At 34.4% G+C, this 21289-nt stretch carries 22 protein-coding genes and 4 pseudogenes; 7 read left to right on the top strand and 19 right to left on the bottom strand.

The annotated features are described in order from the left end of the window. Positions 1 to 2 precede the first annotated feature (2 nt). The 4 genes and pseudogenes from JCM7501_RS04985 to purR form a co-directional block, all read right to left on the bottom strand. Positions 3 to 948 (bottom strand): annotated as a pseudogene (locus JCM7501_RS04985) (ribose-phosphate pyrophosphokinase). Between the two features lie 5 nt (positions 949 to 953). Continuing rightward, on the bottom strand, positions 954 to 2327 hold the full coding sequence (glmU, locus tag JCM7501_RS04980) for a bifunctional UDP-N-acetylglucosamine diphosphorylase/glucosamine-1-phosphate N-acetyltransferase GlmU (protein WP_028992296.1): 1374 nt from the start codon (positions 2325 to 2327) through the stop codon (positions 954 to 956). A 109-nt stretch (positions 2328 to 2436) separates the two neighbouring features. Next, positions 2437 to 2709 carry a septation regulator SpoVG gene (gene spoVG, locus JCM7501_RS04975; RefSeq protein ID WP_028992295.1) on the bottom strand — a complete coding sequence of 91 codons (273 nt, stop codon included), beginning with the start codon at positions 2707 to 2709 and terminating at the stop codon, positions 2437 to 2439. A 234-nt stretch (positions 2710 to 2943) separates the two neighbouring features. Further along, positions 2944 to 3768: a pur operon repressor gene (purR, locus tag JCM7501_RS04970; protein WP_012996142.1), complete on the bottom strand. Its 825-nt coding sequence runs from the start codon at positions 3766 to 3768 to the stop codon at positions 2944 to 2946. Between the two features lie 176 nt (positions 3769 to 3944). On the opposite strand from purR, the pseudogene murC reads away from it, so the two are divergent. Further along, positions 3945 to 5338 (top strand): annotated as a pseudogene (gene murC, locus JCM7501_RS04965) (UDP-N-acetylmuramate--L-alanine ligase). Positions 5339 to 5414: 76 nt separating this feature from the next. Here murC and JCM7501_RS04960 read toward each other — a convergent pair. The 4 genes from JCM7501_RS04960 to JCM7501_RS04945 form a co-directional block, all read right to left on the bottom strand. After that, entirely contained in the window at positions 5415 to 5720 is a 306-nt protein-coding gene (locus JCM7501_RS04960) for a HEPN domain-containing protein (protein ID WP_081723138.1), read from the bottom strand. Positions 5721 to 5792: 72 nt separating this feature from the next. After that, complete coding sequence (locus JCM7501_RS04955; RefSeq protein WP_013150967.1) at positions 5793 to 6131, bottom strand: nucleotidyltransferase domain-containing protein; 339 nt, start codon at positions 6129 to 6131, stop codon at positions 5793 to 5795. A 61-nt stretch (positions 6132 to 6192) separates the two neighbouring features. Beyond that, positions 6193 to 7206, bottom strand: a complete 1014-nt coding sequence (locus JCM7501_RS04950; RefSeq protein WP_012996146.1) for a LacI family DNA-binding transcriptional regulator — start codon at positions 7204 to 7206, stop codon at positions 6193 to 6195. A 104-nt stretch (positions 7207 to 7310) separates the two neighbouring features. After that, positions 7311 to 8219 (bottom strand): CPBP family intramembrane glutamic endopeptidase, encoded by a 909-nt coding sequence (locus JCM7501_RS04945; protein WP_028992292.1) that lies wholly within the window; start codon positions 8217 to 8219, stop codon positions 7311 to 7313. Between the two features lie 163 nt (positions 8220 to 8382). On the opposite strand from JCM7501_RS04945, the gene JCM7501_RS04940 reads away from it, so the two are divergent. The 3 genes from JCM7501_RS04940 to JCM7501_RS04930 all read left to right on the top strand — a co-directional run bounded on the left by JCM7501_RS04940 (position 8383) and on the right by JCM7501_RS04930 (position 9709). Continuing rightward, a complete protein-coding gene (locus tag JCM7501_RS04940; RefSeq protein ID WP_012996148.1) occupies positions 8383 to 8820 on the top strand; it encodes an Hsp20/alpha crystallin family protein in 438 nt (145 codons plus the stop codon). Between the two features lie 192 nt (positions 8821 to 9012). Continuing rightward, positions 9013 to 9276: a DUF6364 family protein gene (locus JCM7501_RS04935; protein WP_013150969.1), complete on the top strand. Its 264-nt coding sequence runs from the start codon at positions 9013 to 9015 to the stop codon at positions 9274 to 9276. Then, positions 9266 to 9709, top strand: coding sequence for a PIN domain-containing protein (locus JCM7501_RS04930; protein WP_012996150.1), 444 nt, complete (start codon positions 9266 to 9268; stop codon positions 9707 to 9709). The genes JCM7501_RS04935 and JCM7501_RS04930 overlap by 11 nt, the downstream gene beginning before the upstream one ends. A gap of 160 nt (positions 9710 to 9869) precedes the next feature. Here the strand turns inward: JCM7501_RS04930 and JCM7501_RS04925 are convergent, their stop codons facing one another. From JCM7501_RS04925 to JCM7501_RS04885, 9 genes and pseudogenes are all read right to left on the bottom strand, one after another. Beyond that, complete coding sequence (locus tag JCM7501_RS04925) at positions 9870 to 11228, bottom strand: PTS fructose transporter subunit IIC (RefSeq protein ID WP_028992291.1); 1359 nt, start codon at positions 11226 to 11228, stop codon at positions 9870 to 9872. A gap of 23 nt (positions 11229 to 11251) precedes the next feature. Further along, positions 11252 to 11698, bottom strand: a complete 447-nt coding sequence (locus JCM7501_RS04920; RefSeq protein ID WP_038002095.1) for a PTS sugar transporter subunit IIA — start codon at positions 11696 to 11698, stop codon at positions 11252 to 11254. Between the two features lie 5 nt (positions 11699 to 11703). Beyond that, positions 11704 to 12635 (bottom strand): annotated as a pseudogene (gene pfkB, locus JCM7501_RS04915) (1-phosphofructokinase). Next, complete coding sequence (locus JCM7501_RS04910; RefSeq protein ID WP_028992289.1) at positions 12601 to 13431, bottom strand: DeoR/GlpR family DNA-binding transcription regulator; 831 nt, start codon at positions 13429 to 13431, stop codon at positions 12601 to 12603. The pseudogene pfkB and the gene JCM7501_RS04910 overlap by 35 nt, the downstream one beginning before the upstream one ends. A gap of 134 nt (positions 13432 to 13565) precedes the next feature. After that, on the bottom strand, positions 13566 to 13952 hold the full coding sequence (locus JCM7501_RS04905; protein WP_082392664.1) for an S-layer homology domain-containing protein: 387 nt from the start codon (positions 13950 to 13952) through the stop codon (positions 13566 to 13568). After that, positions 13949 to 14155 carry an S-layer homology domain-containing protein gene (locus JCM7501_RS14230; RefSeq protein ID WP_054644801.1) on the bottom strand — a complete coding sequence of 69 codons (207 nt, stop codon included), beginning with the start codon at positions 14153 to 14155 and terminating at the stop codon, positions 13949 to 13951. The genes JCM7501_RS04905 and JCM7501_RS14230 overlap by 4 nt, the downstream gene beginning before the upstream one ends. 86 nt (positions 14156 to 14241) lie before the next feature. Continuing rightward, positions 14242 to 16416 (bottom strand): stalk domain-containing protein, encoded by a 2175-nt coding sequence (locus JCM7501_RS04895; RefSeq protein ID WP_054644800.1) that lies wholly within the window; start codon positions 16414 to 16416, stop codon positions 14242 to 14244. Positions 16417 to 16918: 502 nt separating this feature from the next. Further along, positions 16919 to 18277 (bottom strand): stalk domain-containing protein, encoded by a 1359-nt coding sequence (locus JCM7501_RS04890; protein ID WP_028992287.1) that lies wholly within the window; start codon positions 18275 to 18277, stop codon positions 16919 to 16921. 24 nt (positions 18278 to 18301) lie between these two features. Next, positions 18302 to 19881 (bottom strand): annotated as a pseudogene (locus JCM7501_RS04885) (DUF4127 family protein). Between the two features lie 38 nt (positions 19882 to 19919). Between JCM7501_RS04885 and JCM7501_RS16155 the strand changes: the two are divergent. From JCM7501_RS16155 to JCM7501_RS14220, 3 genes are read left to right on the top strand one after another with little or no spacing between them, the layout of a single operon-like run. Continuing rightward, positions 19920 to 20066 carry a polysaccharide deacetylase family protein gene (locus JCM7501_RS16155; protein ID WP_370590994.1) on the top strand — a complete coding sequence of 49 codons (147 nt, stop codon included), beginning with the start codon at positions 19920 to 19922 and terminating at the stop codon, positions 20064 to 20066. Next, a complete protein-coding gene (locus JCM7501_RS14225) occupies positions 20063 to 20371 on the top strand; it encodes a polysaccharide deacetylase family protein (RefSeq protein ID WP_054644799.1) in 309 nt (102 codons plus the stop codon). Before JCM7501_RS16155 ends, JCM7501_RS14225 begins: the two co-directional genes overlap by 4 nt. Then, on the top strand, positions 20338 to 20562 hold the full coding sequence (locus JCM7501_RS14220) for a polysaccharide deacetylase family protein (protein WP_054644798.1): 225 nt from the start codon (positions 20338 to 20340) through the stop codon (positions 20560 to 20562). Before JCM7501_RS14225 ends, JCM7501_RS14220 begins: the two co-directional genes overlap by 34 nt. A gap of 4 nt (positions 20563 to 20566) precedes the next feature. Here the strand turns inward: JCM7501_RS14220 and JCM7501_RS04870 are convergent, their stop codons facing one another. Together JCM7501_RS04870 and JCM7501_RS04865 are read right to left on the bottom strand one after the other, a co-directional pair. Continuing rightward, positions 20567 to 20983 carry a putative toxin-antitoxin system toxin component, PIN family gene (locus tag JCM7501_RS04870; RefSeq protein WP_028992285.1) on the bottom strand — a complete coding sequence of 139 codons (417 nt, stop codon included), beginning with the start codon at positions 20981 to 20983 and terminating at the stop codon, positions 20567 to 20569. Beyond that, positions 20971 to 21252 carry a type II toxin-antitoxin system prevent-host-death family antitoxin gene (locus tag JCM7501_RS04865; RefSeq protein ID WP_028992284.1) on the bottom strand — a complete coding sequence of 94 codons (282 nt, stop codon included), beginning with the start codon at positions 21250 to 21252 and terminating at the stop codon, positions 20971 to 20973. The genes JCM7501_RS04870 and JCM7501_RS04865 overlap by 13 nt, the downstream gene beginning before the upstream one ends. Positions 21253 to 21289: the final 37 nt, after the last annotated feature.

Here is a 21289-nt window from a genome sequence, read left to right as displayed (position 1 = left end):
GCCTATTCGAACAATTTACTGACAGACATGCCTCGTGGATTCGCAAAATTGCTTCTGCAAACAAAGGAGCTACAGACCTCACTTTAATTTTTTCAATTTTTTTCTCTTCGGTAAGAGGAATTGTATCGGTGATAACCAATTCTTTTATTGGCGATTCTTTCAATCTCTCAATGGCAGGTCCTGACAACACCCCATGGGTTGCACAAGCATAAACTTCAGTAGCACCATTATCAATAAGCTTCCGCCCCTTGTACCAACGTACCAGCAGTATCAATAAGGTCATCTACCAAAATAACCTTTTTTCCTCTAACATCACCTATTATATTCATTATCTCTGCTACGTTGCTTTTGGCCTTCTTTTGTCAATAATTGCAAGAGGAGCATTAAGTTTCTCTGCAAAATACCTAGCTCTTGTCACACTGCCATGGTCTGGTGAAACAACTACAACATCATCTCCCAAATCTTTTTCAAGAAAATATTTTGCAAGTATTGGTCCTCCTAAAAGATGGTCAACAGGAATATTAAAGTACCCTTGTATCTGCGGAGCATGCAGGTCCATCGTAACAACTCTGTGAGCTCCTGCTGCAGTTATAAGGTCGGCTACAAGCTTAGCACTAATTGGGTCCCTCGGCTTTGCTTTTCTGTCTTGTCTTGCATAACCATAGTAAGGTATAACTGCATTAATTTCAGCTGCAGACGCCTTTTAAAAGCATCAATCATTATCAATAATTCCATTAAGTTGTTATTGACAGGTGCGCAAGTTGACTGTATCACAAAAACACTTGCCCCTCTTACACTTTCGCCGATCTTTACACTAATCTCGCCATCACTAAAAGTCCCTACTTCTGAGTCACAAAGCTTAAGCCCCAAATGCTCTGCTATTTCATTGGCTAACTTAGGATTTGAATTTCCAGTAAAAATCTTGAGAGAATTAGTATATCTTGCCATTTAATTTAAAGCCTCCCTTTTTTTATTCTTTCCTGAACCCAACCTTCTTTATTGGTTTGCCTACTTCTGGCTATGGCAAGGGCTCCTTCGGGAACATTCTCTGTTATAGTTGAGCCAGCAGCGACATAAGCATTACTTCCAATCTTCACTGGCGCTACAAGATTTACATTACACCCCACAAAAACATTATCTCCTATTATTGTCTTGTGCTTTTGTTTCCCATCATAGTTGACTGTAATAGATCCACATCCCATATTGACATTTTTACCAATTTCCGCGTCTCCTACATAGGTAAGATGAGGAACTTTACTTCCTTCATCAATTATAGATTTCTTTATCTCTACAAAATCCCCTATTTTGACATTACTTTGTATCACAGTTTCTGGCCTTATGTGAGCAAAAGGCCCGATTTTAACATTATTTTTTATTTTTGAAGAGAGTATTACAGAATACATTATACTACATCCATCACCAATTTCTGAATCAACAATCCTACAATTAGGCCCTATTTCACAATCACTCCCTATTTTAGTTTTCCCTTCTATAACACAACCAGGCATTATTATAGTATCTGCTCCAATCTCCACATCAGCTCCTATATAAGTGGTCTCGGGGTCCACTATTGTTACTCCATTTTCCATGTGACGATAATTAATCCGTTTTCTCATTATTTTTTCTGCTTCAAAAAGTTGCACCCTTGAATTTACTCCCGTTATCTCTTCTGATGATACAGTAAAAGCTCCAATTTTTCCACCCATATCTCTTATAATTTCCACAGCATCCGTCAGATAATATTCACCTTGTGCGTTATTATTGGTTATTCTCCTTAATGCCTTCTTCAGTTTGGCTATATCCATAACGTACATGGCAGAATTTATCTCATGGATGCGTTTTTCTTCTTCTGTTGCATCTTTATCTTCCACAATTTTTATAACGTTTCCACTTCCATCCCTTATTATTCTCCCATAACCGGTTGGGTCTTCTAATACTGAAGACAAAATAGTAACACTGTTGCCCTCTTTAATATGAAAATTTATTAATTCTTTTAAGGTATTGGAGGTAATAAGAGGAGTATCTCCTGTCAAAATCATTACATTCCCTTCATCAGGGAGTAAGTCCTCCGCCATCATTACGGCATGGCCCGTCCCTAACTGCACTTGTTGATAAGCATACTTCACTCTTTCTTTTAAAACTTCCTTAACTTCTTCTGCTTTGTGTCCCACTACTACAATCACTTCGCTACTTCCTATTTCTTCTACCGCATCTACTACCCATTCTATCATCGGTTTGCCACAAACTTTATGAACCACCTTAGGATGCTTAGATTTCATCCTTTTCCCTAGCCCTGCAGCTAAAATAAGCGTCACTAGCCCTTCCAATTTTTCCACACCCTCTTAAATTTAATTCTGATATCCTATACTATTTTAACTATAATTGCAACAAAGTTCAACAAAAAAAATAAAAAGGAGACAAGCTCCTTTTTATTCCTTATTGTGCAGCTCCCTGTTCTTTTGCCTTTTCATATTCTTTAAGTATAGCGCTTTGCAACTTATTTCTTGTATCTGAATTTATAGGGTGAGCAATATCCTTAAACTCCCCTCCAGGAGTCTTTCTGCTGGGCATAGCAATAAACAGCCCATCTTGGCCTTCTATAACCTTTATATCGTGAACCACAAATTCATTGTCAAAGGTTACAGAAACTACAGCCTTCATTTTGCCTTCCTCATTAAGTTTTCTCACCCTTACGTCTGTAATTTCCATAAGCTCACCACCTTCCTGAAGTTAAAACCTATGTTAGCATTGTGGAACTGCTCTAATTTTTGAGCTTCTTGTTTCATCGATCGCTTATCTTTTTTGCAATCTCCACAAGCGTAATTTCGGCGTGTCCACCACCTACATTAAAACTTTTTACTTTATAAATATTCGCCACAAAATTAAAATTTCCTTCAGCAAAAACTAAAATCCTGAAAAATTTTTAAAAAATTTTTATTCCTTTTAACCTTTCAATATCCAATCACTTATTTCAATATCAATTATATTTTTGTCTTCTTCCATATTTTTTAACACGAAAACTGAAATGTAATTATCTACCAGCTTATTCTCCGGTTTTTCCGTCGAAATCATAACTCCTGCACCAACCACTTCAGCGTCAAATTCCTCCATAAGCTCCATCATACCTTTAATCGTCCCACCTGCTTTCATAAAGTCATCTATCAATAATACTTTAGAACCTTTCTGTAAAGACCTTCTAGCCAAAGACATAGAGCGTATGTGCCTTTGAGAACCAGAAATATAATTAATAGACACAAAAGATCCTTCTGTAACTCTACTATCTTTTCTAATTATTACAAGTGGAACATTAAGCGTCCTTGCACACATTAAGGCAATAGGTATACCCTTGGTCTCCACAGTTACAATTGCATCAACTTCCTTATCCAAAAAAGGAAGCACTAAAATCTCACCAATTTTTGTTACAATATTGGGAGAATAAATTAAATCGGCAGTATATAGAAACCCACCGGGAATTATTCTAGAAGGGTCTTTTAACTTTTCCTTTATTTCTTCTACAAAGGGCAAATAACTTTTAATATCAGATATAGGAATGTACTTTACTCCACCACCAGCTCCAGGCAATGTAATTAATTTGCCAAAATTAAATTTTTCTATCACATTCTTTAAAATATCGATATCTTCAGAGGCAGTAGATTTGGCTATGCCAAAAAAATTCATAAAATATTCTAAATTTATGAGGGTATTGGGATTTTCACTAAATATCTTAACGATTGCTGCCAATCGCTCATACCGTTTGTACTTATCCATAAAAAATAACCTCCACACATACAAATTTATACCAAAATTATATTTAAAAGTTCATTTTTCTGCAATATGTGATATAATTTTTTTATAAAATATTTGTTCCCTTTGACAAGCTTTAATCATATTTTAACCATGAAAAGGCAATAATAGTTAATAAGAACTGAGAGAGGCGATTAATTATGAATATAAACCTTGAGAACTTCAAAAGAGTGCATTTTATAGGAATTGGCGGTATAAGTATGAGCGGTTTAGCTCATATACTTTTGAATAACGGTCATGCAGTAACAGGCTCGGATATAAAAAATTCTCATATAATTGAAAAATTAAGACAGGAAGGAGCAGTTATAACAATACCTCACAATGAAAATAGTGTCATAGGTGCCGATTTAGTAGTGTATACGGCTGCTATCCATGAAGACAATCCTGAATATCAAAAGGCTAAAGAATTAAATATACCTACTATAGACAGGGCTACCCTTTTAGCCTCATTATGAAAAAATACAAATACGGCATTGCTGTTTCTGGAAGTCATGGAAAGACAACTACTACATCTTTAATATCCGTAATATTCGATGGTATGGGATATGACCCTACAGTTTTAGTAGGTGGAGAAGTAGATGTAATAGGAGGAAATGTGAGGGTTGGAAACAGTGAATATTTTGTCACAGAAGCCTGTGAATATACAGATAGTTTCTTAAAATTTTATCCTTACATAGCTGTCATCCTAAACGTTGACTCAGACCACTTAGATTATTTCAAAAATATCGACAACATAAAACAATCTTTTAGACAATTCGCCAGTTTAGTTCCACCAGATGGATACGTGGTAGCCTGTAAAGACGATGCCAACACTATGTATGTCGTAAATGGGCTAAATAAAAATATTGTTACTTATGGTATTTACAAAGATAGTGATTGGAAAGCAAAAAACATAAGGTTTGATGATAAAGGCTGTGCTATTTTTGACGTTTATTATAAAGAGGAATATATGGGCAATTTCAAATTGTCAATACCCGGAAAGCATAATGTTTACAACGCTTTAGCTGCTTTGGCAGTAAGTCACCTTGTAGGAATCGACATAAAAAAAGCTTCTCATTATTTAACTGAATTCAAAGGCACCCATAGAAGATTCGAAATAAAAGGAATAGTAGACGGCATAACAATTGTGGATGACTATGCTCATCACCCTGCTGAAATAAAAGCGACTTTAGAAGCAGCAAAAAACTATCCTCACAAAAGAATTATCTGTATATTCCAGCCCCACACTTACTCTAGAACTAAAGCCTTGCTCAATGAGTTTGCGGAATCCTTTGACAATGCAGATAAAATAATAATAGCAGACATATACGCCGCAAGAGAAAAAGATACAGGAATTGTTTCTTCTAAAGATTTAGTGGAACTAATCTCTCAAAAGGGGAAGGATGTTTTGTACTTAAAAGACTTCGACTCTATAATGGAGTATTTAAACAAAAATGCAAAAGCAGGCGATTTAGTATTAACAATTGGAGCAGGAAATATCTACGAAGTAGGAGAAATGTTCCTAAAAGACTATAAAAAAGCTGTAGGAATGTAAAAATACGGAATTCATTCAAAATGATTTCACTAATTACTTCTAGTAAGGTGAAATCATTTTGTTTAATTTTATATATCTAACTATTAATTTGTTCTAATACAAAGCCTCTAATCTTTTGAGCTATTTCAAATGCTTTTTGTGCCTCCTCTTTTGTAACTTCTTCATAAGTTTCAGCAGGTGGATATTTAATTTCATTATAAAAAACAGTTAGAAATTTGCAGTCGTCAAAAAAATCTTTAAAACCCTCATTATAATTAGTACACATATTACATAACACAGTTAAATCATGTGTCTTTTTAATAGAAGAACCATAAAATATCAAATATCCTTTTAAGTATTTTTCTACAGCCTGTTGGCAATGAAATGCTACTGTATCATATATTCCTCAAATCTTAGAAGAATATCAGCAGCTCTCAGGTCTTGTTCTGCTTTTTTAAACCAATCCTGATAATATTTACTGTCTGTCATATAAAACAACCCCTTCTGAATTTATTATATAAGCAAAACTTTGCTTGCTCTTTATGTGTTTATTCCATTCTTCCGGTGTGTAAACTATTATATCTAGTGGAATACTGTGTTCAATACCATATAGTTCTGTTTTAATTTTTCTTTTATTTTCGGTGTCAATAACAATACATAAATCTATATCGCTATCAAACTTTATCGTATTTGCAGCACAGGAACCAAATAAAATTATTTTTTCTGGATTAAACTGTTTAATAATCTGATTTTTTATTTTTTCTATTTCATTTTTATAAATTTCCTCAATATTGAGTTTGGTAGTCCCAATCATAAAAAACACCTCCTTATAAATTTTTTTAAAAGCAGACTTCAACTTGAGAAGTCTGCTCTTTTTATCTTGCAACACAAGATTTCCTTTCTACAAGCTTTACAGGTACAATGATGTGGTCTGTGTCAATTTCTTTTTGCTTTAACCTAGCAATCAAAAGCTCTGCAGACTTAATACCCAAATCAAATGTAGAAATATCTATTGTGGTAAGAGGCGGATTTGCAAAAGCTGACAAGGGGATGTTGTTAAACCCTACTATCGATATATCCTCAGGAACTCTATATCCTTTATCTATTGCAGCCCTTATAACACCAAATGCCATAATATCATCAGTGACAACAACCGCAGTAGGTTTTTCTCTATCCAAAATTCTCATCATCGCCCTGTATCCACCATCTTCTGAAAAATCATCCTGTTCCGCCAACTTTCTATTAAAAGATATCCCATTTTCTTCAAGGGCAAGTTTATAACCGTCTAATCTGTCTAAACTCACTACATATTCCAATGAACCACTTATAAAAGCAATTTTTTTATGCCCATGTTTAATAAGGTAATTAGTAGCAAGTTTAGAAGCCCCTATATTGTCATTATCGACCCAATACACACCTTTGGCATCCAAAGGTTTACCTATAACTACAAAAGGAAATTTCTCATCTCTCAACCAAGGTATAAGTTCATCGGTTGTACGAGAAGATAAAAGAATTATTCCATCTACTCGTTTGCCCTTTACCATATTTATAACCGCTTCTTTTTCCTCTTCTTGATTTCCAGATGTCGACAAAAGCAAATCATACTTTTCTTTATGGGCAACAACACTTATTCCCCTCATAACTTCAGGGAAAAAAGGATTCGAAAAAGCTTCTTCTGTCGAGCGAGGCATTATAAGTCCCAAAGTATTTGTCACTTTACTTGCAAGGCTTCTGGCAATGGCGTTTGGATAATACCCCAATTCCTCCATTGCCTTCCAAACTCTTTCTTTTGTCTCTTTGCTTATACGAGGATTATCCGCAATAACCCTTGAAACAGTAGAAGGAGCAACATTTGCCCTTTTTGCCACATCTTTAATCGTAACATTCATTATACCACCACCTTCAAAATGAAACCGATTGCATTTTTCCTATCTATTATTCTATACTATTCTTTTCTTTACGTCAACAGTTTTCATTTTCTTTTAAGCATTCCTTACATAACCCCAGCTATTTTTAATATCTGCTCAGTAATTTTATACAAAAATACTAACACTGATAAAAGTACAGGCCAATGCAAGAAAATATGTAAGTCTTCTTTTAACTTTGTAGTACCGCGGATAACATATGGGTCAGTTACTTTCTTCAAATATCTTAATTGCACATACAAAAGAATAGCAGCAAATAATGCAAAAATCCCATAACTAATAACAGCAATAAATGGAATATCTACCTGTTGTAATGAAGTTGTTTTTCCTAAGTTTTGTTGTGCTATGAAATAGGACAGTAAAACAGAAATAGTGTTATTTGTGAAATGGCCTATCATTCCCCCATATATGGAATTAGTTCTATACACCACATATCCCAATAAACTACCGAGAAAAAGTATACTCAAAAAATTTTGTACATTTAAATGAAGCATTGCAAAGAATATAGCGGTTATAAAAATACTCTTTATAGAACCCCTCATTTCAAAACTTCTCATCACAAGTCCCCGCATAAATATTTCTTCGCAACAGGCAGCTACAGCTCCAAATATTAAAATTTGAATAAAAAGTTCTTGTATATTGGAAGCTGCAGGTATAGGCATCACGGGAATTTTACCCAGTTTAGATAGAAAATAATTTGTCAAAAGTGCAAAAAAACCCGACACTATCCATCCTAAAATAGCTATTATTATCACTAAAAAAACTTGTTCCCCTTTTATAGGATTCAACCTTAAAACATATTTTACATCGTATTTTTTCAAAAAAAGATAAAGAATAACAGGCAGTAAAACAAGAAAAAATTCTGTGATGACTATACCTATATATAAAGAAGCCTTTTGCACCAAATATCCCACTGTTATGAAAAGTAACATGACAAAAAAGTACAACTTACTTACATCTTTTTCATCTGGACGCATCCAATCACTTCCTTTTTGACATCGTCAGTCTCACTCTTATAAATTTTAACATAAAAAGAATAAAAAAGTAAGAATTAAATGTGAAGATTTTGAGAAACCTAATAATTGCAAAACTTAATCAATGTGATATAATAAATAATAGAAAAATATGGAGGTGATGTAAATGAGTTTAATGAGGCGAGGACGTGACTGGTGGGATTGGCCATTTGATTTTAATATTAGAAATTTGCCAAGCATTTTTGATGTAAACTTCCCCTCTATTTCAGGTCTATTTTCTCGGCCAAGAGTAGACATCACCGAATCTGAAACAGAAATAGTCGCAACAGCTGAACTACCAGGCGTTGACAAAAAAGACATTGAAATAAATGTTTATGACAACATATTGGAAATAAAAGGACAAACCACAGTAGATGAAGAAAGAGAAAATAAAAATTATTACATGAGAGAAAGATATTACGGAAGTTTTGCCAGAAGAATAGAACTACCTGCGGAAGTAGACCCTGAAAGAACTACCGCTAAATTTGAAAACGGCATACTCAAAATCACAATGCCAAAATTACATCCAAGCAAACCAAAGGGAAGAAAAATAGATATAGAATAAGAAATTGGGTAAGTTTTTACCCAATTTCTTTATTTCTATTTGCTTTCTTTGTCATTCTCTATCATTGTACCTAGCAAAATTTCACGTTCTTTACCATATAAATTTTCCTTGGCTTATATCTATGCATTTGTTAACATAACAATTGATTTACACGTAAAAATGTGTTATACTAAATTACGTGGAGGTGATATTATGAATAGAGAAAGGCAAAAAATAGAAACGCAGAACATCACATTGTCTTTACCTAAAAATTTATTACAAAGGATAAAACATATAGCTATAGATAAAAATACATCTGTATCTAGGCTTTTAACAGAAACGCTAGAAGAAATAGTAAAAAAAGAAGACTCCTATGAAAATGCCAGGTTATATCATATAAAAATATTAGAAAAAGGTTTTGATTTAGGTACAGAGGGAAAAGTTACCTGGAGGAGAGAAGATTTATATGAAAGATAATAGAAATTTGCAGTTCATTGATACAAATATTTTAGTTTACGCTCATGATGTATCTGCTGGTAAAAAACATGAAATTGCAAAAGAACTACTAAAAGAATTATGGTACGAAAGAAACGGATGCTTAAGCACACAAGTGCTTCAAGAATTTTATGTAACAATTACAAGAAAAGTAAAAAAACCTTTGATTCCAGCTGAAGCAGCAGAAATTATTTCAGCTTTTAAGAGTTGGAAACTAAATATAATAGATTTTGAAGATATACTTGACGCAATTAAAGTTTCACAACGCTACATGATTTCTTTCTGGGATTCGCTTATAATCGTTAGTGCAATAAACCTGGATTGTAATATAATATGGAGCGAAGATTTAAATCCAGGCCAGTATTTTAGCAAAGTAAAAGTACAAAATCCATTTTCCTTAGGCAATGACTTTTGAGTATTCCTATTTTTCCACCACCGCACTTGGCCAAGCTTGACTTTCTTTCTAAGTTTTTTATTTTTATATCTTGCTTAATGCTTATCATAGCGATACCTAAACTGTATGCAAATAAAAAATTAAGGGGCAAGCTCTTGCTTACCCCTTAATCTTTTATTTTTTATTGAACTTTCTTTTTAAGCAAGGCTATCATAAGAGCAGTAACCACAGTTCCTACTGCTATTGCTCCAATGTAAAGAAGGGGGTTTGACACGGCTATTGGTATTACAAATATACCTCCGTGAGGAGCTCGAAGTTCAATGTGGAAAAGCATTGAAAGAGCACCTGTTACAGCAGAACCCACCATTATAGAAGGTATCACTCTTAAGGGGTCTGCCGCTGCAAATGGTATAGCACCTTCTGTTATAAAGGAAGCACCCAAAACCCATGCTGCTTTACCTGCTTCTATCTCTTCCTTTGTAAATCTATCCCTAAAAAGAACTGTTGCAAGAGCAAGTCCAAGTGGAGGAGTCATACCAGCTGCCATTACTGCTGCCATTGGAGCAAAAACATTTGATGCTAAAAGACCCGTTGCGAAAGTATAAGCTGTCTTGTTTACAGGACCACCCATATCAAAAGCCATCATAAGTCCTAATATTGCTCCAAAAATAACTGCATTTGTAGAGCTCATTCCTGTAAGCCAGGCAGTCAAAGATGTCATTATAGCTTTCATTGGAGAACCAATTACATATATCATTAGTAATCCTACTATCAAAGTCGATAATACCGGCAATATGAGTATTGGCATTAAACCTTCTAATGTTTTAGGAAGCTTTATTAACCTTTTCAGATAAACTATCGTATATCCTGCTAAAAATCCTGAAATTATGCCGCCTAAAAATCCTGCTCCAGTAGATACTGCTAGCATACCGCCTACCATACCGGGTACAAGGCCAGGTCTATCTGCTATAGAAAATGCTATATAACCTGACAAAATCGGAACCATCAATGCAAAGGCTGAGCCGCCGCCAATTTTCATCAAAGCCCAAGGAAGAGTTCCTTCCACCTCAAAGGCTTTATATCCCCAGAAGAAAGAAAGCGCAATTAAAATACCGCCTGCAACTACAAAAGGTATCATATAAGAAACGCCTGTCATCAAGTGTTTGTATGCGCCTGTTCTTTGAGCTGACCTCTCTCTATGAATTTCTTCTACTTTTTCCACATAGTCTTTTGGTTTTTCCATCTTCAGAGCTTTTTCAATAAGTCCTTTCGCATTCTTTATAGCCTCTTCGACAGGTACCTCAAGTATAGGTTTTCCTGCAAATCTCGATTTGTCAACTTTAGTTGCCGCTGCTATTATTACAGCATCTGCAGCTTTTATATCTTCCTCAGTAAGCTGATTTTCTGCACCTATTGAACCTTGCGTCTCTACCTTTATGTCTACTCCCATCTCTTTGGCTGCCATCTGAAGATTTTCCGCTGCCATATAGGTATGGGCAATACCTGTAGGGCAGGCCGTAACAGCAACTACCTTTTTCATAACTAATCCCCTTTCTTTAAAAATTATTTTCTAAAAGCGTTTATGACTTCCTCAGGTGTCGAAGCTTTTTCTAACTCCTCTCTCACCTCCTTATGCATTAAAGACCTTGAAAGCTCAGCCAAAACTTTAAGGTGCAGCTCATCAGAATTGTCTGGCACAGCAATTAAGAAAAATAAATGTGCCGGTTTACCATCCATTGAGTTATAATCAATTCCTTCACGAGATTTGCCAAATACAATTGAGACCTTTTTTATCAGCCTACTTTTACCATGTGGTATTGCCACCCCATAGCCTATACCTGTAGAAAACTCTTCTTCTCTTCTTTTCACCACTTCTAAAAATCCTTCTTCATCCTCTACAACTCCATTTTCTTTTAAAACACCTACTAACTCTTTTAATACCCCATTTTTGTCCTTTGCTTTTAGGTCAAAAACCATCATTTTTTCATCCAATACATCTTTTATTTCCATTTCCCTCACCTTTCTATCCTCTCTATTTCAATCTTATCTTTTAATGCATTTACTTCCTCAATAGTGCCTGCCCTTGTCCCTTCTTTCATTACAACTGATGTAGCTAAAGTTGCAGCTATTTTTATAGTCTCCTCAATCGGAAGTCCTTTATATATTCCATGGGCAAAGCTGCAACAAAGGCATCTCCTGCCCCAACTGTACCTTTTACTTCAACTTTTACAGGCTTTACCCTATATATCCCTTCCTTTGTTATCACAACACTACCGCGGCCTCCCATAGAAATCGCAACTATTTCTATGCCTGAATCCTTCAACTTTTTCCCTTCTTCAATAACCTCTTCTAAACTTTCAAGCTTTTTGCCTACTGCATCTTCTAACTCCTGCACATTAGGTTTTATCATGTAAGGCTTTTCTTCTATACCATACAAAAGCGCTTCTTTGTCAGCATCAAGAATTATTTTCAAATCACCGCTTTTTACTTCTCTAATTATGTCTTTGTAAAAAGTCTTTGGCACTCCTTGTGGTAAACTTCCTGAGAGCACAAGCACTTTTGACTCTTTAGCATATTTAAATATACTTTTTTTAAGTAGCTCTATTTCTTCTTCGCTTACATGAGGACCATATTCATTTAAATCTGTGACTTCTCCCCTTGAAATATCAGAAATTTTTATGTTTGTCCTTGTCTCGTTTTTTATCTTTACAAAATCAGTTTTTATACCTTCATCTTCTAAACAATCGATTATATATTTAGCATTAGGTCCTATAAAACCGAGTGCAATAACATCGTCTCCTAAATTTTTAAGGTTTTTAGCCACATTTATACCTTTTCCCCCAGCATCTACTCTTGATCGAATTACCCTATTTACATAACCAATTTTCAAATCCTCAACAATTATTGTCCTGTCAATTGCTGGATTCGCCGTTACCGTCGTTATCATTATTTTCATCCTTTCCAAAGCTTACTATATCTATATTTGCCTGTTCATATTTTCTCACTATCTCATAATCAACCTCATCATCTGTTATTATTGCCGTAATGTCTTTTATATCTGCAAATTTGACAAAAGACTTTTTCCCAAATTTAGTGTGGTCTGCTACTATATAAACTTCACTTGCCGCATCACACATCGCTTTTTTTGTATTGGCTTCAATTAAGTCTGGAGTCATAAGACCATCCTCAAAAGATATAGCATTTGTACCTATAAAGGCTTTGTCAACTTTAAACTGCTTTATCACCATTTCAGCAATAGGACCAACTAAAGCCTTAGTCCTCCATCTCTGTATGCCTCCTGTCATAATAAGCTCAATATCCTCGTGTTTTGAAAGTTCTATCGCAATAAGAGGTGAATTTGTGACAACAGTAAGTTTCATATTTTTAAGATTTCGCGCAATCTCAAGAGTAGTCGTACCAGCATCTAAAATTATAGAATCTCCTTCTTCTATCATTGATGCAGCAATTTTACCTATCTTCCTTTTTGCCTCAAGTTCTACATCTTCTTTTTCAAAAAATGTAGGCTCATAGTGAGTGCCAACATTCAATATCGCTCCACCGTGAGTCCTCTGTATGAAACCCTTTTCCTCTAGCACATGTAAATCCCTTCTTATTGTAGATTCAGAAACATTAAAAAGTTTGCTAAGCTCAGAAACACTGATACTTTTATCTTTGCTTATAATTTCTGCAATCTTTAAGCGTCTCTCCTCACCAAACATCCTATCAGATATACTCATATTCATTCACATCCATTCAATATTATCCCGCTCAAATGTGATTGTTTTTGCTTAATTTTGATTATATACTACCGATTTTGATTTGTCAATGGGTAAAAAATAAAACAGGCATAAAGCCTGTTTAAATAAATAGATGGATTTTATTTAGGAGTTACAAGCTGACAGTCCAATGCTTTGTTTAGAATAAGAGCTAAATCGCCTCTTTTTATAATGTCGTTAGGATTTAAATTTATGCCTTCTGTAAGTCCAATTTCTTTTGCTTTTTCCAAAACGCCTTCAGGCCATTTTAAGTTTTTATAACCCAGGACATTTAACACAAAGCCAAGGGCCTGCACATAAGTGACCTTACTATTAGGGTCAAATAGACCATTTCCTATTCCACTTGCAAAGCCTAACTTTGCGGCAAGATTTATATCTCCTATTGCCCAATAATTTTTAGGTACATCTTTAAAGGCAGGTGGCAGGTATTTGTACTTTTCAGCTTCCTGTCTGTATCCAGATATCCTGTTTATAAATACTACCATCATAGCTCTTGTAACAGGATCATTAACCCATAAGTGCCTTCAGTTTTTCCACTTATGATATCTAGACTTTTTAGTCTCATAACAGCATTATAATAAGGAGAATCAGCCAGTACATCAGAAAAGCTATTAGCTGCATCTACTTTTATCAAAGAGAAAGAAAATATAAAAATCAATGCAAATGCCAAAAAAGTTTTATTTAGTCTCAATAGTTAACTACCCCTCCTTATGAAAAGCCCGACGCTAAAGGCGTCGGGCTTTTCATTTTACAATTATTAGTAGATTGTTACTGTCTCTACCCTGATGCATCTTTTGCATAATCTACTTTATATCCAAATGCTTCTGCTAAGTATCTTGCAAGTATGAAGGTTCTTCCTACATCCTTACCAGATGCATCTACTGTTGTAGCTTTTGTCTCCATTGTCTGTGTTGCAACTACTACTCCATTCTTGATTACCTGCATCTTGTTGCTGCCAAGAGTGAACTTAACTATTGTGTCGCCTTTTACGAAGGTTACTACTTTTGTATCCTGATCATAGTATGACCGAGCATTTATAGCGTCAGCAATGTATCTTGCAGGTACTAATGTTCTTCCATCTTTTACATATGGAGCTGCATCCATTGTCTTCTCTACACCATTTACGGTGTATTTGTCAGAGCCTATTGTGAATACAACTGTTGCACCAGTCTGCTGGCTTGGATTAATTGTTAATGTGAGTGTTTTTTCAACAGGTACACTTACTGAAACTGCTATGCTTGTTGGAAATGCTGAGAACAATGTTGCTGTTACTGTGCCATCATCACCAGTCTTCACTGCAGTTCCAACGTTACCAACTGCTGTAGAACCTGTACCACCAAGATATACGATTGGTGAGCTGAATTTAATTTCTGCACCAGATACCGGATTGCCATGTACATCTTTTACTGTGAATTTGACATTTCTGTATTCATTAGCGTTTATTGTAGAAGGTTCCATTGTGAGAGTTCCTGGCTTAGCTTCTAAATTAGCCACTACAAATGTCTCTTCGAAATCTTGCAATTTTTTAACCTCATACAAGTTACCTACATAGTCAGTATAAGCGGCTTCTATTTTGAGATAATCTCCATTAGGAATTTTAGCTTTTACAGTTATTTTGCCTGAATCCTTCTCATAGCTATTAGCTACAGGATCGCCTAACACAATATTGTTATTGGTATCTAATGAAACAGCTTTTAAGCCATCATCAGTTACCAGATACCATGAACCATTTGCTATCTTTTCATTGGCGTCAACATATTTTACCTCTGTATCTTTTGTTTTATTATCAGATTTTAATACTGTGAATCTTACAAATTTAGCAAAATCAACTGCCAGGTTCTTATTATCAGCACTTGTATTGCCATTAGGTAATTTGTCATTTAATGTAAAAGTTACAGGATCGCTAATACCTGCAGCAAGTACCTTATCAGCAGGAGCTACCAGTTCAAATTTAGCAGCTTGTGGTGTAATATTTACAGCCCCTACTGAATAGTAATTTCTTCCATATCCAAACTCCCAATTAGAATAATTTACCTCATTGTATACTGTCAAAACATATTTGTGACCTGCAGACATTGGTGGCAATACTACTTTATATCCATCTACTATACCATCGTTGTTAATATCTTTAGCGTTGTTAATATTTTTAGCGCTATTTACTAAATCAATTATTGCTAGTACTTTATCATCTTTAGTTAAAACAGCTTTTGCAGCAGAATTGTAATTAGCTCCGGGTACAGTAATCAATACAGTTTCAGGATATGTTTCAAGCGGATTTGTATTACCACTTAAATAGCTGACATTTGGTGCTGCACCGCTTAAATAGAGTCTTGCATCATCGTAGTTCACACTTTTGCTTTGTCCATCTATTATTATTGACGGGCTACCAGTAACCCATACTCTACCATAATTAGCTACATAGAAGGACATCTGTCCTGCACTTATAAAACCAAATTGTACTGTTCCTGGAGATGCAACTACAAAGCCTGTCACATCAGAACTGGGTAGAATTCTTATATCAGTGGTTGTAATGTTATTTACAGGATATGCTGTCTGATATACTGCATCATTAACAGTTGCACTTATTAAAGAACCATCATTTGTATCGATCCAGCCACTCCTGTTGGTGTCAAAAACTAATGTGCGAGGATCTGCATTTAATGTAAGTCCACTCTTATAGATAGTTTCTAACACTTTCTTATCTGTTACAACTTTTCCTTCTTTGTCAAGAACTTTAATGACTAATGAAACCATATCTCCTACTTTTGCTGTGTTTTTCTCAAAAACTACTGTGTAATCACTTTGCGTTGTAGTTCCAGGGCTAAACACAGTATTAGAAGAAGATGGTGTTGTACCAGGTGCAGTCACGTAATTGAACGCAAATCCTGGTGCCATTATGCTCATAAGCATAGCAACAACAATTACGAAAGCCAATAACTTTCTCTTTAACATTTACTCTACCTCCTATTTTTTATGTAGTTTTTCACATTCTGTCGTTTTTGAAAATCATCCTCCTCTTTTCCCCTTACATCCCTCCCTTTTAAGATTCCTTATTTTGATTAAACTGCTTGATAGCTTTTGTTTAAGACTGTAGTCAACCTGTGAAAGGTGACCACAGAACAAACCTCTTTTTGTAAAAGGTTTCTTCCGTAGCCATCAGAAAAGCTACATATGAATTATTTCCCTCTCACAAAGTAATTATAGCAATGCAATGTTTACAAGTCAATAAATGTTACTATTTTGTAATAAAACTGTAATAAATCTTTAATAATTTTGTAGATGCTTCCTGAAATATTATGGTTTTATATCGTTAATTCTTCCAACATTGGCAAACAACCTGATTATATTATAGCATTAGGTATTTAATGAGTCAATAAATGTTACCAATTTGTAATATTTCTGTAATATTAATTTAACATTTCTTTGAGTATTTTTTGGAACTAGGATGAGTAGCCTATGACGATAAAGATACTTTAATCAGCTTTTCTTTCCCATCCCATTTAACTTCATAGCCTATTTGCGGAGCTACTTCTGTTAAAGGAAAATAGGAGTTACCGTTTAGAATAAATGCACCTTTTTTTCCGTTTGCAATATCTTTATAGGATTTTATATCAAATGTAATGGTGTTACCTTCTTTTAAAAGGGTTAATTTATTGTTTTGTGAATCCCAAAATACTTTCGCTTTCATGTATTTTTTCAATACAGATGAGGATACAAAAGTTTTTCCATTTAAGACTAAAATTCCATCTTTTACAACCATAAACTCTTTGTTTACAGTGCCTTCAAGGTTTGGTCCTACATCACTTAAAAAGTATGGGTCACTGATTAAATTAGAATAGGTTTTTAAAATTCTTTCATCGTCTGTTATGGCATAGTTATTTATTCTTCTGCCAGAAGGAGCATTTATTAAGTTATTTACATCAAAATAAAATATGGACTTGACCCTCGGATATTTTGTTTTTAAGCCATTGTACATGCGGGTTATTTTTTCAATTGCAAAGTCTACATAGTATTTTCCATCAGTTATAGTATAGTGAGTGGCGCCAAATTCAGAAATCTGGATAGGCTTTCTTTCACTGAAGGTGTCATAAACATAATTCAAAAGTTCCAACGGGTCTTCATGGTCTGCTTTTAATTTTATGTTATTGTTGTGATAAACCACATTGTAAATATTTACTCCCACCCAATCTACATATTCGTCCCCTGGGTAATACGCTAATATATTTGACTGTGGAAAGGTAAATACCGTCCATACCATCATGACATTTGGAGCTTCTTCTTCCATCACATCATGAACAAGTCTCCATTTTTCTATGTATTTTTTAGGGTCCCCACTATAGGCAGTCCAATCCCCATTCATCTCTGAGGCAAATCGCAAAAATACAGGTATACCAGATTCTTTTAATTTTCTTGCAAAGTTTCTTAAATATTGGTCGTCTTTTACTTGGTCCAATCCGTTATTTGGTTCAAAAGCTATATGAGCAGCTGCGCCTACTTCCTTTAATTGGTCAATCCATTTTTGAGGGAAGGGACTTCCATATCCAACATAAATGAAAAATGATGCATGTTTTTTGCCTGTGAGTTCATTAAACTTTTTCATATCACCATTTATTAAAGTGTCTTGATATACATAAGCTCCAAGGTATGCACCTTTTTTAGGCTCGTATTTTGACAGTTTATAGTCATCTACTTCAATTAGAACTCTTACATTTGAGTTTTTCTTAGGCAATTGCTGTGCCCCAACGGGAGTGATAAAGGTACAAGTAACAGCAAAAATTAGAAAATATAATGTAAGCTGTCTAATTTTTGTCATTTTCCTACCTCCATAATTTTATCTTTAGTTTTTCAAAGTTATTGTAGGTAAAACCTCTATTTCAAACATTCTGCTCCAAGGGTATTTTACTTTTACTTCTATATCTTTTATACTAAAATAGCTATTTCCCGTCTTTACTATTTCTCCAATATATTTTTTCTTTATTGTATTAATAAGGGGTTTCATCTTTATTGTAAGTTCCTCGTCGGCAGTTTTTTTATCTATGCTGTCTTTACTCATGTGGTTTGCCTCTGCCCATTTGTACATTTTATTTCTTACATCGGCTTGATAGGCAAAGTCATCCGCATAACGTATAACTGAAAAAGAAATAAAGCTTTTTATGGCATCTTCCTCCGCGTAAGGAGGAAGTATGCTTTTGTCAAGGATTATTTTTAAAGACATTTCAGATATAACTGTCCCTATTGTGTTGCTGGGTGTGTTCCAACCTGCATAAAGAAAACTTAGTGGATTTAAGTCAAAGAGCACGTTGATTAGCTTTTTATCCGCCATATTAACATATGCAACATCTGCTATTCCGAAAATTTGTCCTGTATTTTTATATTTTTGTATTTCGTTTTTTATTCCTAAATTTTCATGTGTGTGGACATATAGTATACATTCGCCACTTAAGTCGATTTTTCCTCCTATAAAGTTAATTTTTTCTTCAACAATTTTCTTAAGGTTTGCACCTTCATAGGGCAAAATAATTTTATCAGGGTCTTTTACGTCATAAACGACTTGAAAACGAGGAACTTGCTTGTAGTACTCATTTGCAAGCCTTGCCGTTATCTCCATGCCAATTTCATCAGCACCATGGAGTACATACACATTATCAGATACTTGCCGTGCTTTCGCATAGTATTCAAGTTTTCGCGCAATCATGTTTGACATACTAAACTCTTGTGTGTCGTCAATACCTATAACTAATGTTTTTATATATCCCTCTTTCGTCCATTCAATGAGTTTTTTATTTATTACTTCGTTTAACTCAAAAAGTTCAGTATAACTAGTAAGCACATCAGTTGGTATACTTTTTCTTATTTCTTCAAGCCTGACTTTATCTTTCTCTTGGTTAAAAAGGTCAACTTTATCAGATAACATTGAGAATTCTTTTATCATATCACTGTATTTTATATACTGGTAGTCGGAAAATTGTGTAGGTGTAAGGCGAGGTATTATTGAAAATATGATTATATTTTTGTTTTCATTCTCTGTCAAAAATTTGTAAAGTAGCGAAAGTCTTTCTTCATAATCTTTATAGTTTTTGATATCACGGGATGCTATAAGGCCCCCGTTCAAATACTGTTGCAGTGATATTACAACAGCGTAAACGTTACTTTTAGGAATGACCTCATTAAGCCATTCATTAAGCCTTCAAAGTTTCCCGGTTTCGTGTAGTCATCAAGTACATGTTGGGGAGGCAAAATTAATTTTTTCCCCCACATATTTGTCAAAAGGCTTACGTTTTGAGTATTTACAGGGCGGCTGTCAAGAGGTATAAAAATTATGTCGTCTTTTGGAAGGGTAAATTTTTCGTTGTAAGTAGAAACTGGGAAAAAAAGTACGCATAAAATTAGTGCGACTAATAAAAACCTCTTAATCATATTTTCTCCTGCTCTCTTTTTGTATAAATTATACCATAATGAAAAAAATTTTTCACTTACCGTCAAAGCCTATTGTGATAACTTTTGACGATGGATATTTAAGCAATTACACCTATGCTTATCCTATACTTAAAAAATTGGGAATGAAGGCGACAATATATTATAGTAAGCTATGTCCTAGATGAAGTGGACAGGCAAAAACCGTATATATGTTCCACATTTTACATGGGAACAAGCAAAAGAAATGGTGGATAGTGGGGTAATAGAAATTGGGAGTCACACATATGACCTTCATAAATATGGGGCAAATGGCTCTAAAGAAATTCCATTAGTAATGGGGCCTGTAATAATAAATGGGCGCCATGAAACAATAGATGAGTATAAGGAAAGACTTTATGCAGATTTTTTATGCTCGCAAGAAATAATTAAAGAAAAGATGGGCAAAACGCTATATGTTTGGCGTATCCTTTTGGTGCTGGCAACAAAATAAGCGATGAAATAGCAAAAAAAGTTGGTTTTGAAATGGCTTTTGGTATTAAAGAAGGAGTAAATTATTACGGTGATAATATTATGAAATTAAAACGAATTACTGTAAAAAATTCCGATACAGGTCAAGACATTGTAGAAAAAATAAACAAGTTGAATAGGAAAACTGGTTTTATTCCCTTTTTAGGATATTAAACTATTATTTAAGTAAATTTATAAACTCTTCTGCTTTTATTATCTTAATGTTTCTATACTCCTTCAATTGGAGCAAGTGCTGGTCTCCCGATACTACAAATTCACAGTTACCCTCTATGGCACACTCCAAAAAAATATTGTCTTTAGGGGCATCTTTTATTACATCTATTTTTTGTTGTGGGTATACAAATACCACCCAATCGAGTGACAAAATCCTATGCAACAAATTTAGCCTTTCTTCTGTACTTCCCAAAGCAGAAAATTTATCTCGCGCTAAAACATCGGCATATTCTTCAACGATTTTTCTGCTTACTACAGGGTTAATCTTGTTTAAAATCCAGTAATCAAGCACTTTTGCTGGATAACTTCTTTTACTGATAAAACCTGAAATTAGAATATTGGTATCAATTACTGCTCGCATTTTCGCACTTCCTTTATTTCTTTCTGTACATCAGTTTCAGAAAGTCCTGCTTTTTCAGCCTTATCTCTAAATTCGTTTAAAATTTGTGTAATTTCTAACTGTTTTGTCCTTTTCGCAAGTTCTTTTAACTCATTGTACATGGAGTAATTGATTATAACTCCTTTTGGTTCAGATCGAGAAGAGACTATTATCACATCGCCTTTTTCTACTTTTTCTAAATATTCACCTAATTTGGGTCTTAATTTGTCTACTCCAACGACTTCTTCCATCTGTTTTCACCTCCAGATTAATTTTAAAATTAATTTC

The organism is Thermoanaerobacter thermocopriae JCM 7501 (assembly GCF_001310975.1).
GTDB classification, from domain to species: domain Bacteria; phylum Bacillota; class Thermoanaerobacteria; order Thermoanaerobacterales; family Thermoanaerobacteraceae; genus Thermoanaerobacter; species Thermoanaerobacter thermocopriae.
This window is presented reverse-complemented; position numbering and strand designations above follow the sequence as displayed.

Coding starts and splice junctions, on each gene's coding strand:
- spoVG (WP_028992295.1), bottom strand. CDS start 2,709: ATGGAAATTACAGACGTAAGGGTGAGAAAACTTAATGAGGAAGGCAAA.
- purR (WP_012996142.1), bottom strand. CDS start 3,768: ATGGATAAGTACAAACGGTATGAGCGATTGGCAGCAATCGTTAAGATA.
- JCM7501_RS04955 (WP_013150967.1), bottom strand. CDS start 6,131: ATGATTGGGACTACCAAACTCAATATTGAGGAAATTTATAAAAATGAA.
- JCM7501_RS04950 (WP_012996146.1), bottom strand. CDS start 7,206: ATGAATGTTACGATTAAAGATGTGGCAAAAAGGGCAAATGTTGCTCCT.
- JCM7501_RS04945 (WP_028992292.1), bottom strand. CDS start 8,219: ATGCGTCCAGATGAAAAAGATGTAAGTAAGTTGTACTTTTTTGTCATG.
- JCM7501_RS04940 (WP_012996148.1), top strand. CDS start 8,383: ATGAGTTTAATGAGGCGAGGACGTGACTGGTGGGATTGGCCATTTGAT.
- JCM7501_RS04935 (WP_013150969.1), top strand. CDS start 9,013: ATGAATAGAGAAAGGCAAAAAATAGAAACGCAGAACATCACATTGTCT.
- JCM7501_RS04930 (WP_012996150.1), top strand. CDS start 9,266: ATGAAAGATAATAGAAATTTGCAGTTCATTGATACAAATATTTTAGTT.
- JCM7501_RS04925 (WP_028992291.1), bottom strand. CDS start 11,228: ATGAAAAAGGTAGTTGCTGTTACGGCCTGCCCTACAGGTATTGCCCAT.
- JCM7501_RS04920 (WP_038002095.1), bottom strand. CDS start 11,698: ATGGAAATAAAAGATGTATTGGATGAAAAAATGATGGTTTTTGACCTA.
- JCM7501_RS04910 (WP_028992289.1), bottom strand. CDS start 13,431: ATGAATATGAGTATATCTGATAGGATGTTTGGTGAGGAGAGACGCTTA.
- JCM7501_RS04905 (WP_082392664.1), bottom strand. CDS start 13,952: ATGATGGTAGTATTTATAAACAGGATATCTGGATACAGACAGGAAGCT.
- JCM7501_RS04895 (WP_054644800.1), bottom strand. CDS start 16,416: ATGTTAAAGAGAAAGTTATTGGCTTTCGTAATTGTTGTTGCTATGCTT.
- JCM7501_RS04890 (WP_028992287.1), bottom strand. CDS start 18,277: ATGACAAAAATTAGACAGCTTACATTATATTTTCTAATTTTTGCTGTT.
- JCM7501_RS16155 (WP_370590994.1), top strand. CDS start 19,920: ATGAAAAAAATTTTTCACTTACCGTCAAAGCCTATTGTGATAACTTTT.
- JCM7501_RS14225 (WP_054644799.1), top strand. CDS start 20,063: ATGAAGTGGACAGGCAAAAACCGTATATATGTTCCACATTTTACATGG.
- JCM7501_RS04870 (WP_028992285.1), bottom strand. CDS start 20,983: ATGCGAGCAGTAATTGATACCAATATTCTAATTTCAGGTTTTATCAGT.
- JCM7501_RS04865 (WP_028992284.1), bottom strand. CDS start 21,252: ATGGAAGAAGTCGTTGGAGTAGACAAATTAAGACCCAAATTAGGTGAA.